The following is a 17,813-nucleotide window of genomic DNA, read 5'->3' on the forward strand; positions in this document are numbered from 1 at the left end:
TTTTTTTATTCCTTCGTTAACACATAGATAAACCAAGAGGCAGATAACAAGACCACATTCTTAATAATGTATTGTCCTGTCAAAGTCAGGGTTAAAAAGGATTGCCACGTTTCGTTTGGCAAGAAAATGACTGGCAAAAATGTTGTAAACATATGCGCAATCATCACCCAAAAAGCCACTTTTGTCAAGCGCGGGAACAACCATAAAAAACCAACAACACACTCCCCTATTCCTAACATCACTAGAAACGTTTGAATTCCCATATAAGGCTCTAACGTTAGATTGAAAAGCTTAGTCACCAATCCCTCTGCAGGAGAAGTACCTAGCACTTTCAAAAGCCCAAACCAAATATAAACCAATGCGATCATCGCTCGATTCATCCAAGCAGCCGTCTCTAAGGCATGCAAGCGTGTTTTGCTGATAGTTACCACCTTACTAGTAAATTAAAAACGATGGGTAACTGTGGCTGTAATAATGTAGTCAGCAAAAGCCGCATCTCCATGTTTATTATTCGCCCAATCACTTGCACTTTTGATGCGGTTCCGCTGCGTTGCAATGGGTAAAGAAACGAATAAGGTATTCTTTGCTGTAGAATAACTTATACCTGGTTCAATAGAGAAAACATAACCTGGACGACGGAATCCATCAGAACCTCCTATCAAATCATAGGCTGGAATTCCCTCAATTCGAGCCCCCAGTGTAGCACCGATTCCTGCTTTGGGCGCTAGAGCATAATTCAAGCCGACACGCCCCGCATATTGATCCGCTACTGACATAAAGCGCACCATTTCGTCCGTAACCACTTTATCAGGCGCTACGTTGGCAGCGCTATTGACATTTTTCGGATTGGACATATAGAATCCATTGTAGTATAAAGATGTACGACTAAACAATTGCTGATAACCTTGAATCTCCACGTTAATTCCTACTCCACCATCACCTAATTGAATCGATTGATCTACCGGTTTTTCAATGGTGTAATCAGAACCATCAGATGCTCTTCGGTGAAATTTATCCATAGCCTTATAATCACCCGTAGGTAATTTCACACCCAAGCCCACTGATAAATTTCCTTTCATATGCTTCAAAGGATCTAATAACCAATAAGAAGCCGTCAAACGCGCATCTCCAATTCCATTTGCCATCGTCCCAAAACGCTTTTGAGCTGGGTTCCCTGCTAATGCATTTCCATAATGCTCATACAAAGAAGTACGGTAATTGAAACTAAAAGGTAAATTAAAGGCCACAGATAAACGATCCGTTACAGAATAAGTAACCCCAAGATCGAAGGCTTGCTGATCATTAATTACATTGGTACCCGCAGCCTCACGTGCAGGTTGGTAATCTGCACCCACAAAGTGCTTATACGAGTGAAGGTTTCTAAAACCCACAGAAACTTGCCATTGACCTGGGTGCATCATCGAGTTCGTGCTTGAACCTGTACCCACAGAGCAGCTCATATGTCGAACCGCTACACAACCTTGACCGAAAGAACTAGACATACCTACTCCTACACATAGGAGTGCTAATAAAATATTTTTCATTTGCTTAATTTTTTAAATAATACACGATGTTCTGAGACATTCCTGTCCTAGAAAATAAAGAGTAGAAAAATTAAGCTTGCCGTGGCGGCGAGAAAAATGCAGACGAGAAGTCTTGAGTGGGTAAAATTGGATGACTGATTGCCTCTTTAGCAGCAGGCCAATCTAAAATATAGAATACCCAGCCAGTTGACTGAGCACAATATTCTTTCACTAAGGTGTTAATTAATTTAGTTTTAGCTGGAGTAGAACCAGGCTCATCTGTTAGATGCTCGTTTACCTGCTCGGCTAAATCAAAGAAATTTTCGCGCGCGTTCCGGTCTTTCACCATGACCGTTACTAAGGTGTCATTTTCCACCTTACGCGACTTCATCTCATAGAATTCATCTCCTTGGCGAACAGATCCATCTACTTCTTCAGCAGATACCCAATCTGTTTGATAAGGCAAATTGATCGGGATTTTAACGACAACCGTTTCTTCCGTTTCCGGATCGATGGCTACCGTATTCCCATCCGAAAGATACTGCAACGCGAAACCGCCTGCTTGGTAAAGCAGCACAGAGAATAGCATTATGGCAAGTATTTTCTTCATTATAGAGTAAAAATAGGCTATTTTTCAATAACTGTGCCTAATTCTTGGGAAATATTTTTTTGAATTTCTTTCAAACGGAGGAATTCTAGCAAGACGCCATCCATCTCCGGAGAGTCCGCTTGCAAGGAATCCAATTTAGAAAGTACTTCCTGTAAATGCTGATCATTATATACTTTACGGAGACGTAACACATTTTTATAGGCCAAATCCTCCAGCATCTCCTCATCCGTGTTCACGCGAATTTCATGCTTATCCTTCCATTCGGAAGACACAGAATGCTTATCAGACGAGATATTAATCGAGAAAGATTGGATTTCCTCATCTGCATGATGTAGAAAGAAATCAGGCTTAGGTGCACGCTGAGCCGCAAATTCTTGCTTGCAAAGGTCCAAAATGCGAATAAAAAGCGGCGTTTGAAAAACGGTTCCCTCCAATTCATCTATTAAATAATGAACCACCGTTAAGCCTGGCGCTTGTGTTGGATTAATTTCCAAATGACCATAATTGATCATCAAACGCACACATTCTAATTCTTGGTAATAGGCTAGATTTTGTACTTCAACCGTCTGATCACCCTGAACAGGTTCGATCAGGTCTCTTACCTCCGCATATTGCTGCGCGGAGATTTGTTGAGGCTCATTGGAAGCCCCTTTCATTTTCTTTAACTGAATCTTATTTAATTCAGCCAGCAAGACATCTTCATCCATCCGCATCATGGAGGCGGTCTTTTGAATGAATAAGCTACGCTGAATCGCATCAGGTATTTTGGAAATGGATTGCACCATTTCTTTAATCATCTCTGCTTTCTTGAAGGGATCGTCTCCGGCTTCCTCCTTGAAAAGATTCGCTTGAAATGAGATGACATCCTTCGCCTCTTTCTTAATATAATCAACAAAGGCCTCAGAACCGATTTTCCGAACGAAGGAATCCGGGTCATTCCCTTCAGGGAACACCACTAAATTCACTTGTAAGCCTTCTTCAAGAATCAAATCCATTCCACGTAATGCGGCCTTGATACCTGCAGAATCACCATCATACAACACAGTAACATGCTGAGTGAATCGACCGATCAACTTGATTTGCTCGATAGTCAATGAGGTACCTGATGACGCTACCACATTTTTTATCCCTGCTTGGTGCAGGGAAATTACATCGGTATAGCCTTCTACTAAATAACAAACGTCTTTCGAACGAATCTCATTTTTCGCTTGGGAGATACCATATAAAGTGGCCGACTTATGGTAGACTTCTGTTTCAGGAGAGTTGAGGTATTTCGCTTGGTTCTTTGCATCATTACGCAGGATACGCGCACCAAAAGCGATGATCTTACCCGACACATTGTGAATCGGAAAAATTACTCGATTACGGAATCGGTCATAGACTTTTCCGTCGTCATTTTTCTGTGTGACTAGACCCGCCTTTTCAATGATTTCTTGCGAGAACCCTTGTTTTAAAGCCGATTTCAAGAAGGCATCCCAAGCTTCTGGGCTATAGCCTAAATCGAAGGATTGTAAGGTTGCATCGGAGAAACCGCGTTCCTTGAAATAAGGAAGTGCGATAGACTTGCCTTCGTCTGTATCGTATAATTGCTTTTTGAAAAATTCTTTGGCGTATTCGAGGATGATGAGTAGACTTTCGCGCTCGTTTTGACGAACGAGCTGGTCGTCGGTCATTTCCTCTTCTTGGATGTCGATGCCGTATTTTTTGGCCAAATGACGTAAAGCCTCGCCATATCCCAGCCCCTCCATATCCATAACAAAGCGGACAGAATCTCCGGCCTTACCACAACCAAAACATTTGTAGATTCCCTTCGCAGGTGAAATAGAGAAGGAAGGCGTTTTCTCGCCGTGAAAAGGACAACAAGCCCAATAGTTCGCTCCCTTTTTCTTAATAGTGACATAATCCCCGATGACGTCTGCCACCGCAGCCGTTTGCTTTATTCGCTCGACGGTTTCGGGATCAATGCGCATATTACAATAATAAACCAGCTAGGGTTGCAGATAAGTAAGAAGCTAATGTACCCGCGATTAAGGCTTTAAATCCTAATTTAGCTAAGTCTGAACGACGGGAAGGAGCTAATTCGCCGATACCACCGATTTGGATAGCTACCGAAGAAAAATTAGCAAAACCACAAAGCGCAAAACTTGTAATGGCAATTGTTTTAGGGTCTAAAGTCGCCTTCAAGTGAACCATATCAAGATATGCCACAAATTCATTTACGACCATTTTCTTACCCATTAAGGCACCAGCCACTTCAATATCTTGGGCAGGCACACCCATAGCGAAAGCAAATACAGAGAATAACTTGCCTAAAATCGTATTCATCGATAGTTCTGGATAATTCACCCAAGCACCGATATGGCCTAAACCTAAGTCAACTAAAGCAATTAAGGCAATAAAACCGATTAACATCGCGATGACATTTAAACCTACTTTCAATCCCTCACTCGCACCTGCCGCGATCGCATCTACTAAATTCGTATGCGTTTTAGACAATTCTAATTTCACTTCGCCTTCGGTTTCTGACTTCTCCGTTTCAGGGAACATGATTTTAGAGATAACTAAAGCACCTGGCGCCGCCATTAAACTAGCCGCTAATAAATAGGCCGCTGGAACACCTAGCGAGATATAAACAGCCATAACACCACCTGCGATGCAGGCGAAAGAACCTGTCATCGAAGCCATCAGCTCCGAATTCGTCATATTTTTCAGATAAGGCTTGATCATGATTTGCGCCTCTACTTGGCCTACAAAAGTAGATGCCACATTCGAAAGAGCCTCTGCCCCACTCACGCCCATTAACCAGTGTACACCTTTACCCATGAAAGAAACGACACGCTGAAGAATGCCTAAATGATAGAACATATTCACTAAAACAGCCACAAAAATGATCGTAGGAACTACTTTAAAGAAGAAAATATAATCGTTTCCTGGACCAAAAGCCTTGATCATCAAATCACGATTCACTAACGAACCGAACACAAATTGTGCCCCTTTGTCCGCTTGACCTAACAAGGTATTGATGGAATCACCTAACCACTGGAAGAGGTTTTGGCCTACTTCAGTCTTCAAGATAAAGACGGCCAACAACACTTGTAACAAAAGACCTACGCCTACTGTCCGGTAATTAATTGCTTTACGGTTATTTGACATTAAAAATGCTACCCCTAAAATCAATACAATACCGAGTAACCCTGTAAATCTTTCCATTATTCTGTTGTTGGTGTAATTCGCCTATTTTTTTTCAAGGCTAATTGTAAATTTATCAAATGCTAAGCCCTCAACCAAATCCTCTTCTTTGATTTCATAAAATTTCGTGTGGATATCAAACGGCTCATCGCTTTCAATTTTCCAATATGTACCATCCTCCTGCATTTCATAGGAGTTTTTGGTATCCCGTAAATTCCAATCCAAGATGGTAATGGCCAAATTTTTAGCGCGCGTGTTCACCATTTCAAAGAGTGACTCAATACGTCTATCAAAGCTTCGCACCATTACGTCTGCACTTCCTCCATAAATTTTCGCATCGCCCTCATTGTGGAAATAATACAAACGGGTATGCTCTAAATACTCCCCTACAATCGATTTAATGAAGATATTCTCTGATAAACCCTTGCGCTGCGGACGTAAGCAGCAAATGCCGCGCACGATCAATAAAACTGGCAAGCCCGCTTGAGAAGCCTTATATAGCGCATCCATCGTCTTTAAATCTTGTAAGGAATTGATCTTCCAGCAAATACCAGCAGGTTTCCCTTCTTGGTGATTCTTCACCTCATTTTGAATCATTTCAATTAAACGGTTTCGCATATCACGCGGAGCCGTAATCAAATGCTCGTAATGAGTCGGCATCGAGTGCCCTGTAATTACATTGAAGAACTCTGAAATATCTTGTGTAATACGCGTATCTGTCGTTAAAAGACCAATATCGGTATAGAGTTTTGCTGTATCCTCATTGTAATTTCCAGAAGAAAGATGGGCATAACTCACCACATGATTCCCTTCATTTCTGATCACCTGAAGTAATTTTGTGTGCGTTTTCAAACCTGGAATACCGTAAATCACAAAACAACCTGCTTTCTGTAAACGAGTCGCTTCTTTAATATTGTTTTCTTCATCGAAACGCGCCTTCACTTCAAACAAGACAGAAACGTGTTTCCCTTGTTCCGCAGCTCGCAATAAGGCACTCGCAATTCGTGAATTTTTCGAAATACGGTATAAGGTAATCTTTATAGCTAATACCTTCGGATCCTCTGCCGCCTGTTCTAACAATTGAATAACCGGCTCGAAATTATTATATGGATGGTGTAGTAAAATATCACCCCGTTTAATAGTATCAAAAATATCATCAATCACGACCGACTTAAGCCCTAAAGCAGGCACCACTGCTGGGCTAACCGCTAATTGCGTTTTAAATTCGGAGTGTTTTAATATTTGCCAAAAAGACGTAAAATCAAGAATCGAATTCTTGACAAAAATATCTGAACGTTCTAAATTCCAACGCTTTAACATCTCTGTTAACAAGAATTCCGAATGGAATTTCTCCACCTCTACCCGTGTCACTCGACCCAAACGACGGTCTTTAATCTTCTTCTTCACCTCATCCACGAAATCCGTATCCGAATCTTCGTGTTCCACTAAATCAAAATCTCCATTCCGCGTAATTCGGAATAAAGTCGTTGATTCAATCTCCACATTGCGGTACAAAATCTGTAAGTGATGGCGAATAATTTCTTCGATCGGCACAAAGAGCACCTTTTCCTCTCGTTCGATCACGTAGAAACGATTCAGATTCAATGGAATTTGAACGAAAGAGATCTTCTGCTCTTTCTCATTTCTTGTTTTCTTCTTGTCCGAAACCCCCAGCGTCACTACCCCAAAAATCAAGGTCTTCGCCAGTAAACTCGGAAATGTATGCGTATGATCAAAGACCATCGGGGTCAACATCGGATAAATTGTCCGTTGAAAATAGGTTGCTACCTCTTCCTTTTCATCCTCCTCTAAATCATCCAAACAAGCTAATAAAAGACCATTCTCCGGAAACAAGGGCAAAATCTCTTCCATGAAAAGACGGTGCTTTTCTTGTGTAAATTCCTGCGCTTGATCAATAATGGCTTGTTTAAATGGAACCTCCCGAAGGCCACAATAATCCGTCCGCTCTTTTCCTAAATCGATGTAATTATACAAGGAACCCATCCGGATAGTAAAAAACTCATCCAAATTAGAGGCTGTAATGGCTAAGAACTTCAAGCGATCAAATAAGGATTTTGATGAATCCCTCGCCTGGTCTAAAACACGTTCATCAAATTTCAACCAAGATAAATCTCGTGAGATGAACTTAGCCTTGGCGATGGTTTCATTGGACTTTTGTGTCGTTTTGTCCACCTTGCGATTTGGCTCCCGAGGAGCCATCAGATTAATCTTCCAATTCGTAGGCGTAAGTAAAGACAAAAGATTCCCGGTAAGGGAATCTTTTGAGTCTTCGTGTTTCAGTATTTTATCTAATTCACTCATTTATTCAGTGGGTATTTGATTTTTTATCGCTTGGTAATCAGAACGCAAACGCCCCATTTCTGTGGCCAAGAATTTCTGAAGTTCTAAGTTAAACAAGCGCTTTTCTTGTTCTGTTAAGGAATTGTAAAAGTCTTTCAATTCTTGATTGATCTTTTGCTTTTCTTCTAACGTCTCCGCGTGAATACCCCGCAAATGGTAGGATTTAAAATCAAAATTCATTCTAAACGTCTACTTTAGCGTATTTAGCATTCTTCTCAATGAAGTCACGACGTGGCGCGACCTCGTCACCCATCAACATAGAGAATAACAAATCAGCTTCAATCGCAGATTCCACCGTTACTTGCTTCAAGGTACGAGACTCCGGATTCATCGTAGTTTCCCACAACTGCTCCGCGTTCATCTCTCCAAGACCCTTATAACGCTGAACACCTACATTATCTTCTTTTCCACCACCTGCTAATTCCTGAATAGCCTGCGCACGTTGATCTTCCGTCCAAACGTAACGAATTTGCTGTCCTTTCTTCACTTGGTACAATGGTGGCTGAGCGATGTAAATACAACCGCGATCTACTAATTCGCGCATGTAACGGAAGAAGAAAGTTAAAATCAAGGTGCGAATGTGACTACCGTCAACGTCCGCATCGGTCATGATGATTACCTTGTGGTAACGTAACTTGTCCATATTCAACGCACGCTCGTCTCCATCTTTTCCGAAAGAAACGCCTAGCGCCGTAATCATATTCTTAATCTCTTCGTTTTCGTAGATACGGTACTCTTGCGCTTTCTCTACGTTCAAAATCTTACCACGCAAAGGCAAAATCGCTTGGAATGCACGGTTACGGCCTTGTTTCGCGGTACCACCTGCTGAGTCCCCTTCGACAAGGTAGATCTCACATGTTTCAGGATCTGAATCAGAGCAGTCAGCAAGCTTACCTGGCAAAGAGTTCGAACCTAAAACCGTTTTACGCTGAACCATTTCACGTGCCTTACGAGCTGCGTGACGCGCTTGTGCGGCTAAGATTACTTTGGCTACAATTTGACGAGCCTCTTTCGGGTGCTCCTCTAACCAAGACTCTAACATATCTGACATCGCTGCAGAAACGGCACCAGAAACCTCCCCATTACCTAGTTTGGTTTTTGTTTGGCCCTCAAACTGAGGCTCCGCCACTTTCACAGAAATAACCGCTGTCAAACCTTCACGGAAGTCATCACCCGCGATATCGATTTTTAATTTATCTAAAGCACCTGACTTATCTGCGTAGTTTTTCAACGTACGAGTCAAGGCACCACGGAAACCTGCTACGTGAGTTCCTCCTTCAATCGTATTAATGTTGTTCACATAAGACACTACGTTCTCTGTGTAAGAGGTGTTATACACCATCGCCACTTGAACCGGCACCCCATTCTTATCGCCTTCCATGTAGATAGGCTCAGACAATAATGGCTCACGAGTTGAATCCAAGAAAGTAACGAATTCACGAAGACCTCCTTCAGAGAAGAATTCTTCTGATTTCGCAACACCATTCTCATCCAATTCACGCAAATCAGTCAATTCAACACGGATACCCGCGTTCAAGAATGACAACTCACGTAAACGACCCGCTACTGTTTCGTATTTGTATTCAGTTACTGTGAAGATCGTTTCATCCGGCTTAAATAAAACCGATGTACCTGTACGATCCGTCGTACCAATCTCTTTTACTGGGTACTGAGGAACACCAATCTTGTATTCTTGTTGGAAAATTTTCCCCTCTCTGTGTACCGTTACTTTTAAGTCCGTCGATAAGGCGTTCACACAAGAAACCCCCACACCGTGCAAACCTCCAGATACCTTGTAGGTATCTTTATCAAATTTACCACCGGCGTGAAGAACCGTCATAACTACCTCTAGGGCAGAACGCTTCTCCTTCGTGTGCATTCCCGTAGGGATACCACGACCGTTATCTTCTACTAAAATGGAATTGTCTGTATTGATTGTCACTTTGATTTTATCACAGTGACCTGCTAACGCCTCATCAATCGAGTTATCAACTACCTCCCAGATCAAGTGATGAAGGCCTTTAAAGCCTGTATCACCGATGTACATGGAAGGACGTTTGCGAACCGCCTCTAAACCCTCTAATACTTGAATATTATCTGCACCATAATTTGCCCGATCCTGAGCTGATGTATCTTGTGCTTCTGACATAATGTAATTTAATGTGTGTTAAAACGAGCTTATTAATCGCCCGAAACTCTTGTTGATTCTTAACCTTAAAAATAAAATTTTTATCTAAATAATCCTAATGTTTAAAGTGACGAATTCCTGTCATTACCATGGCTAAATTGTTTGCATCACAATAGTCGATTGAATCTTGGTCTTTAATCGATCCACCAGGCTGTGTAACTGCTACAATACCAGCGTTTCCAGCGATTTCAACGCAATCTGGGAAAGGGAAGAAAGCATCAGATGCCATCACCGCTCCATTTAAATCAAAGCCAAATTCTTTCGCTTTATCAATCGCTTGCTTTAAGGCGTCCACACGAGAAGTTTGGCCTACACCGGAAGCTAATAACTGACCATCATTCGCTAAAATGATGGTATTTGATTTCGTATGCTTACAAATCTTTAAGGCGAAGGCCAAAGCGCGCTTCTGCTCATCTGTCGGAATGCGTTTGGTCACCGTTTTGAAATCTTCCACGCCTTCCATCACTAAATCTTTATCTTGTTCTAGTACCCCATTTAACAAGGTCTTGAACATTACTTTCGGGAATTCAACTTGGTTACGCTTTAAAAGAATACGGTTTTTCTTTGTCTTTAAGATTTCCAAAGCCTCCTCGGTAAAGTCGGGTGCAATTAAAATCTCACAGAACAACGGATTAATCGATTCTGCAGCAGCTTTATCAACGGTATTATTGGTTGCTAAAACTCCTCCGAAAGCCGAAATTGGATCACAAGAAAGCGCTTTATCATACGCCTCTTTCACCGTAGAACCAGTCGCGACTCCACACGCATTCATGTGCTTAATGATAACGAATGCTGTTTCTTGAAACTCGTCTAATAACGAAAGACAAGCATCCACGTCCACTAAGTTATTGTAAGATAATTCCTTACCGTGTAGCTTATCAAATAATGCCGCTAAATCTCCGTAGAACTTACCTTGTTGGTGCGGATTTTCGCCGTAACGTAAACCGTGCGCTGGCAAGGTCGTGTAATTGGCCAAATCAGCAGATTGACCTGCAAAATAACGCTGAATCGCTCCATCGTAGTGTGATGAAACAGCAAATGCCTTACCAGCAAAACGTCTACGCTCTTCTAAAGTCGTTGAAGTAGAACCGTGCGCGGCAAAAATCGCAGAAACTTCTGCGTATTGATCACGAGATGAAACGATTAATACATCGTTAAAATTCTTCGCTCCACCACGGATTAAAGAGATACCTCCGATGTCAATTTTTTCAATAATATCCTCATCAGATGCTCCAGACGCAACCGTCTCCTCGAATGGATATAAATCCACCATCACTAAATCTAGCGCTGGAATATCGTATTGTTTAGCTACAGCCACATCCTCCGCTAAGTCGCGACGGTGTAAAATTCCACCAAAAACCTTCGGGTGCAAAGTCTTCACGCGACCGCCAAAGATCGACGGATATCCCGTTAAATCTTCTACTGCAATCACTGGAATACCTAATTCTTCGATGAAAGACTGCGTCCCTCCCGTAGAATAAAGTGTCACTCCATTTTTATGAAGTTCTTGAATGATAGGCGCTAAACCGTCCTTGTAATAAACTGAAATTAAGGCTGATTGAATTTTCTTAACTGACATGGGGCTTGATAAAAAATGAAGCTTCAAAGGTACGAAATTCAGCCCAAAAAGCCGTCTATTTTTTAGCCATTTTTTGGTAGCGCAACAAGCCCTCTAAATAATAGTAATCTGCGTAGATTAAGGGCACATCAATCTCTGAATTCAACGATTTCGCTCCTACGCAGTGCTTGATCAAGAAGTGATTATTTTCACCTAAAGCCGCGCGGTAAGCTGGCGACGAAAGTGACTCTAACATCTTCACCGCATCCGCATAGTAGCGCTTTCCTTTCTCCCCTGAATACGTACTCAATTCTAGCAAAGCAGACGCCGCAATCGCACCTGCCGAAGCATCTCGTTCCTCTGTCGGGATATTAGGCGCATAAAAATCCCAGTACGGAATTTTGTCAGCTGGCATATTCGGGTGGTTCAAGTAGAAATCAGAGATTTTTTGAGCGAAGTCTAGGTATTTCTTATCCTTCGTATTGCGGTACATTTCCACGTAACCGTACATCGCCCAGGCATGACCACGCGTCCAGGTAGACTCGTCTTGGTAGCCTTGGTGTTGTTTTTTTGCCAAAACCTTACCATCCACATCATAGCAAATCACATGATAACTCGAATAATCCGGTCTGAAATGATTCTTCATCGTATTATCCGCATGCGTGATTGCGATTTGTTTGAAACTAGGATCACCCGTCTCCCTAGAAGCCCAGAATAGCAATTCCAAGTTCATCATATTGTCAATGATTACTGGATATTGGTAACCGCCTTTGAAGCCATTCCAAGATTTGATTAAACCTATTTTAGGATCAAAACGCGTCGCTAATGACTTCGCTGATTGAATCAACACCTTCTTGTATTCTGGATCTTTCGTTAGACGCAAGCCATTCCCGAAAGAATCGTACATCATAAATCCTAAATCGTGCGTACCCGTATTGAACTGCTCTTTCTTCACCGCAGCCGTCCATAAACGCGCAGCTGATTCCCATTTCGGATCTTTTGTTTTTTCGAATAAGTACCAAAGTCCTCCCGGGAAGAAACCTGAACACCACCACTTCGAAGGCATGTTTCGATACGTCCCATCTTGTTTCGCAGAGTGCACCGTCGTACTGGTATCAGGTTGCGCCGCCAACATCAACTGGTATTGTTGGCCAGCTAATGCGATTTGTTTATCCACGTCTATTTTCTGCGCGAAAAGCGAGGTGGAGAGGAAAATGAGGGATAAGATTTTTTTCATAGGTTTAATTTTTTAATTAGAGCACAAAGAATAAAGCATAAAGAATAAAGTTGGAATCTCCTTCGGAGATGAATTTATGAAAGATTTTTCTCGAATCCATCCGCGAAGCGGATTCAATCTTTATTCTTTATTCTTTGTGCTCTATTCTTTCATTATCGGCCCATCCAGCCGCCATCAACGGTCAAAATGGTGCCGTGTACATAGTTAGAGGCATCCGATGCTAAGAAAACCACTGGACCCTTGAAGTCCTCTGGTTCTCCCCAACGTCCTGCCGGTATTCGTCCTAAAATGGAGCTGCTTCGGTCTTTGTCTTCCCGCAAGGCAGCTGTATTATCTGTTGAAATATAACCTGGAGCAATTGCATTGACATTAAGTCCCTTACCAGCCCACTCATTCGCTAAGGCCATCGTTAAACGGGCAATTCCGCCCTTGCTAGCTGCATAACCCGGCACATTGATACCGCCTTGGAAACTCAATAGAGAAGCAGTAAAAATGATTTTACCAGAACCCAGGGCTAGCATAGTAGAACCAATCTCTCTACTTAAGATAAATTGAGACGAAAGATTCACCTCTAATACCTCATCCCAAAACTCATCCGAATGCTCTGCCGCTGGATTACGCAAAATGGTACCTGCGTTATTGACTAAAATATCGATGCGAGGAAAATCTACTTTTACCTGTTTGATAAAGGAATACAACGAATCGCGGTTAGAAAAGTCAGCTTGATAGGCATTGAATTTTCGACCCAATGCCTCCACGGATTTTGAAACCTGAGATCCTGCTAATTCAAGATTAGCCGAAACTCCGATGATATCGGCACCAGCCTCCGCTAAGCCTAAAGCCATCGCCATCCCGATGCCTCTTTTGCAACCCGTTACGAGCGCTACTTTTCCTGTTAAATCAAATGCGTTTTTCATATTATTTCAAATGTACGGCGGAATCGTTGATTTGGTAGTTGTTGTGTTTCAGTAAATCCATCATTGCTGCTCCCGCTAAAAGCACAGGGCCATAACCGTGCGCTGCGAAGGGAGAAATAGGTCTGTGGTAGTAAAAGGCCGGATCCCAAGCTAAACCGGTGCCCACGCAGGTACCTTCAACTTGGCCTTTTTCATTTACTTTCGTGTTCACTGCATTCCAGCCCAAAATGGCTACAGGGCCGTAAATTTTCGGATCTAACCAGCCTTTATTAATACCTTTGGCCATCACATAAGTATAAATCGCCGTACAAGAGGTCTCTAAATAGGAATCGTTTTTATCCAATAATTGATGCCAAAAACCAGTTCCATCCTGCAAGGCCATCAGTCCTTTCAAGTGATTTTTCAATTGTGCCAAAATCGCCGGACGAGCTGGATGATTCGCCGGCAAATATTCCAATAATTCACAATTCGTCAATAAGGCCCAGCCGTTCGCGCGACCCCAATGAAACTCCGGGTGCTCCGTCGCATCCACTAAATAACCGTGCATATAGATATTTAGGCTTGGATTGAACATGCGTTTTTGATACGCGTTGAACTGAAACACAGCCTCTTCGTATTCTCCTAATTGCAATAAGGCCGGAATAGCCATATAGACATCATCCAGCCACATCGTGTGGTGCAAAGGACGAATTCTCACCAAGGTGCGATCCGGCAAACGATGCTCTTCTTTTAAGATGAAATCAGACGCGCGCTTCGTGATAAAGGACATATCGGTAGTGAAACCCGCTTTCTTTGCTTTAATCACCGCCATTCCCATGGCACCGATGTCATCAAGTGCTCTTGGGTGAACTAATCCTTTTAATACATGGGATTGCTCTGAAGGAATCTTGATGGCCTCTGGAACAGCTGAATTAATCAAGTTCAAGCGATTAAATACATAGTTCTTGTATTTCAAATCGCCTGTCACTTCGGTCAAGGCTAGCATCCCAGAATAGGTCACTCCCCACTCATACGAGATCGGGCGAAAATCGCCTTTGCTGAAAATGGCGTTAGAGTTATAAGTTTTCACCTCAGCACCACTGGATTTATCGACAAAACGATTGGGGGTAGCGGCATCTAAATAGGTAAATACGCGGTCTATCGTTTTCTGAATATCTGCTACCGCTGGTGCCCCGTAAGGCGTGGGATAATCTGGCTGCAGTGCATGTAAGGGCGCTGTGGCATCAGAGGCGGTGGTGATGTTTTTTTGGGCGAAAAGGGACCCAGAAATGAAGAGCAAAAGTAAGGTGTAACGCATAAAAAAAGGTTCTCTCTATTTAAAGCAGAGAGAACCTTTTACTTACTATAATCGAGGGATTATTTTTTCATTTCAATACCCGAAATCTGCACCACAATTTGTTGCTCTGTGGCTTTCGGATTTACCGCCACAAAATACAGGTCGTGAGATCCGGAAGTGGCTTGGATGGCTACTTTTTGGGCAGATGGTCCTGACATACGACGAGGTGCAGCCGGTGCCGCGGCAGCCGGTGCTGCTGGCGCCGCTGCAGGTGCTGCTGCCGGTGCAGCTACTCCCGTTCCTAGTGGTGCTCCCTTTCCTGGCGTAGCAGCTGCTGGAGGAGGTCCACCAAAACCACCTTGAGAAACCTCAATAGGCGCTGTTTTACCAATAACCGTTCCTGTAGGTGAATCCAAACGTATTTCAATCACCCCACCTGCCGCGTTTGTTCTAGCTTGCGCAGAGGCTGAAATTTCGATGGTATTGATACCCGTTAAATCTAAATCCTTGTAACCTAGGTACGGATTTTGGCCCACCATGTTCGTCGAACGACCTGGTGTGATTAATTGCATAATGCCTTTAGACACATCCGCTTTCTCCACATTCAAGGCAGGGTGACGTAGGAACAACCACTTCTCTGATTGCACCGGCGCCATTTTCTTATTTCCTTTATCAAAGTAAGTCGCACGTACGACGAATACGCCTTTTGATGAAGATTGATCTGCTGGTTTTTTCAGGCCTAATTCTCCAGCGATACCGATTGCATTGCTGGCTTTTTTATCCCCTAAACTAAGGATATAATTGACCATAGCTTTGGCATCCGCCTTCGAAATACTCGGGTGAGCAGACATCGCATGTTCTCCCCAAACGCCCATACCACCTGAAATCACCTTATCAGACAATTTCTCTAACACATCTTGTCCCTTATATTTCTCCGCAACCTCTTTGTAAGATGGTCCTACCGAGCGCACGTACATTTGGTGACATGACTTACAATCACTTGCATTAATTAAGCGAAGACCTGCTGACGCAAATAAATCGCTATCAGCCTTTCTGTGTGATTGCGCCATTTCTATCGGATCATAACCTGAAGCTACATAATCAACCGTAGCAGCCACGGCCTCTGGAGCGATTCCTTTTCCTAGAGAACCATCTTCCTTATCTTCCACTTTTACCGCATATTTCAAAGGCTGTCCCTCGAAGTAGAATGACTTATTACCTTCCACGGCGATATCCACTACTGGAGCCTCGTTTCCTACTAATATTTCCAAAGAAGCCGTGTTCGACAATCCTTTTGGATCAGCCGCCTTCAACGTCACCTCGTATTTACCTACGTCTTTTAAGTTTAAAGTAGCCGATGCGCCCGATAAATTCTTCACGAATTTCCCTGCCTTCTTCACCGTCCACGTATACGTTAATTTATCGCCATCGAAATCTTTCGTTCCATCAGCCGATAAAGTAGTTGTGAATGGCGCTGCTCCCGCTTTCTTAACTGCCGAAGCCTCCACATACGGCTTGCGGTTTCCACCTTGGTATTCAATCTTCACTAAACGCGCATTTTCATTACCACGGAACCAAGCCGAACCATATTCCAATACATATAAATCACCCTCTGGGCTGAAATCCATATCAATCGCAGAACCAAACGTCGTAGACGGCATAAAGCGCTCCATTGATTTGTAATCTCCTTTTTCGTCCATCGTCACGGCCATAATCCAGCCACGCATGAACTCCACGATTAACCATTTTCCTTCATAATACGATGGGAAAGCTCGTTTAGCGCCAGGGAAATCGGCTTTTCTAAATACCGGTCCACCCGTTGCAGAACGTCCCGACGACCCTACTAAAGGAAACTCTTCTGAAGTTCCATAAGGATACCAAATCATCGCCTTCGTTGCTGGGGGCAATTCACGTAAACCGGTATTGTTAGGGGATTCATTCACTGGAGCTGCAGGATTGAACTTAGGACCAATCGCCATTGTCTCAAAGTTCACATCCGCATAGGCCTGATTATTTCCGATGAAATAAGGCCAGCCGTAATAGCCTGGACCTTTGGCCTGATTAAATTCATCATAACCACGAGGACCTTTTTCCGAATCCACCGACGCATCTGGACCTACCTCACCCCAATACAAGAAACCTGTTTTCGAGTCAATACTCGGTCTCCACGGATTGCGGTGACCCATCGTATAAATTTCAGGCTTCGTCTTAGGTGTGCCAGGTGCAAATAAATTTCCTTTAGGAATGGTATACGTACCATTCGGCTCTGGGTGAATGCGCAAAATCTTTCCACGTAAATCATTTGTATTCGACGCACCACGCTGATCATCCCAATAGGCTTGACCTGGACGCTCATCGATAGGCGCATAACCATCTGAATTACTGTTACTTGTGTTATTTCCTACCGTTAAGAAAAGGTTACCTGATTTGTCAAAAACCATTCCACCACCCGTATGGCAACACTCCTCACGTTGTGTAGGAACCTCTAAAAGGACTTTTTGCTGCTCAACTAGCAACTCATCCCCACGCAATTCCATACGTGCTAAAATGTGCTTCGTTTCCGTCGGATGTGCATAATAGAGATATAACCAGTGATTTTTGCTGAAGTTAGGGTCCAAAACAATTCCCATCAATCCCTCCTCTGCCACACGCTCTTGACCCAGACGGTTCTTGTATTTCGTGTTCACATTTAGGTGAGCGATTGTCTTCGTTTCTTTAGTCTTCGTATCATAAGACTTCACATCCCCTTTTCTTTCGACAAAAAGGATACGTCCATCCGGCAAAAAGGTGAACTCCATGGGCTCATCCAATTTGTCCACTAAGACCGATTTTACAAAACGATTTTCATCTGGGGCCTGCGCAAGCGATTGAAGCACAGGAAATGCCATCAAAATGGCGAGGGTAATTTTCTTAATCATTAGGTTTAATTTATTATTCTACAAAAATGATACAAT

Annotated in this window: 13 protein-coding genes; all 13 read right to left on the minus strand. The window is 43.0% G+C overall.

Going from position 1 to position 17,813, the window contains the following annotated elements:
- Positions 1–5: 5 nt before the first annotated feature.
- The gene (locus V7S74_RS03845) at positions 6–431 is read right to left on the minus strand and encodes a hypothetical protein (RefSeq protein WP_406777441.1); all 426 of its coding nucleotides are present in this window, start codon (positions 429–431) and stop codon (positions 6–8) included.
- A gap of 12 nt (positions 432–443) precedes the next feature.
- Positions 444–1,544 carry a porin family protein gene (locus V7S74_RS03850; RefSeq protein ID WP_406777442.1) on the minus strand — a complete coding sequence of 367 codons (1,101 nt, stop codon included), beginning with the start codon at positions 1,542–1,544 and terminating at the stop codon, positions 444–446.
- A 70-nt stretch (positions 1,545–1,614) separates the two neighbouring features.
- Positions 1,615–2,133, minus strand: coding sequence for a hypothetical protein (locus tag V7S74_RS03855; RefSeq protein ID WP_406777443.1), 519 nt, complete (start codon positions 2,131–2,133; stop codon positions 1,615–1,617).
- A gap of 17 nt (positions 2,134–2,150) precedes the next feature.
- Complete coding sequence (gene dnaG, locus V7S74_RS03860) at positions 2,151–4,103, minus strand: DNA primase (protein ID WP_406777444.1); 1,953 nt, start codon at positions 4,101–4,103, stop codon at positions 2,151–2,153.
- Between the two features lies 1 nt (position 4,104).
- Positions 4,105–5,343 carry a NupC/NupG family nucleoside CNT transporter gene (locus V7S74_RS03865; RefSeq protein WP_406777445.1) on the minus strand — a complete coding sequence of 413 codons (1,239 nt, stop codon included), beginning with the start codon at positions 5,341–5,343 and terminating at the stop codon, positions 4,105–4,107.
- Between the two features lie 24 nt (positions 5,344–5,367).
- Positions 5,368–7,644, minus strand: coding sequence for a polyphosphate kinase 1 (gene ppk1, locus V7S74_RS03870; protein WP_406777446.1), 2,277 nt, complete (start codon positions 7,642–7,644; stop codon positions 5,368–5,370).
- Positions 7,645–7,863, minus strand: a complete 219-nt coding sequence (locus V7S74_RS03875; RefSeq protein ID WP_406777447.1) for a hypothetical protein — start codon at positions 7,861–7,863, stop codon at positions 7,645–7,647.
- Between the two features lies 1 nt (position 7,864).
- The gene (gyrB, locus tag V7S74_RS03880; RefSeq protein WP_406777448.1) at positions 7,865–9,832 is read right to left on the minus strand and encodes a DNA topoisomerase (ATP-hydrolyzing) subunit B; all 1,968 of its coding nucleotides are present in this window, start codon (positions 9,830–9,832) and stop codon (positions 7,865–7,867) included.
- 94 nt (positions 9,833–9,926) lie between these two features.
- A complete protein-coding gene (gene purH / locus V7S74_RS03885; protein ID WP_406777449.1) occupies positions 9,927–11,450 on the minus strand; it encodes a bifunctional phosphoribosylaminoimidazolecarboxamide formyltransferase/IMP cyclohydrolase in 1,524 nt (507 codons plus the stop codon).
- 55 nt (positions 11,451–11,505) lie between these two features.
- Entirely contained in the window at positions 11,506–12,666 is a 1,161-nt protein-coding gene (locus V7S74_RS03890) for a glycoside hydrolase family 88 protein (protein WP_406777450.1), read from the minus strand.
- Between the two features lie 152 nt (positions 12,667–12,818).
- Complete coding sequence (locus V7S74_RS03895) at positions 12,819–13,583, minus strand: SDR family oxidoreductase (RefSeq protein ID WP_406777451.1); 765 nt, start codon at positions 13,581–13,583, stop codon at positions 12,819–12,821.
- 1 nt (position 13,584) lies between these two features.
- On the minus strand, positions 13,585–14,880 hold the full coding sequence (locus V7S74_RS03900; protein ID WP_406777452.1) for a glycoside hydrolase family 88/105 protein: 1,296 nt from the start codon (positions 14,878–14,880) through the stop codon (positions 13,585–13,587).
- A 59-nt stretch (positions 14,881–14,939) separates the two neighbouring features.
- Positions 14,940–17,777 (minus strand): PQQ-dependent sugar dehydrogenase, encoded by a 2,838-nt coding sequence (locus V7S74_RS03905; RefSeq protein WP_406777453.1) that lies wholly within the window; start codon positions 17,775–17,777, stop codon positions 14,940–14,942.
- Between the last annotated feature and the right edge of the window lie 36 nt (positions 17,778–17,813).

Origin of the sequence: Aquirufa novilacunae (assembly GCF_045310505.1) — a bacterium.
GTDB lineage: Bacteria > Bacteroidota > Bacteroidia > Cytophagales > Spirosomataceae > Aquirufa > Aquirufa novilacunae.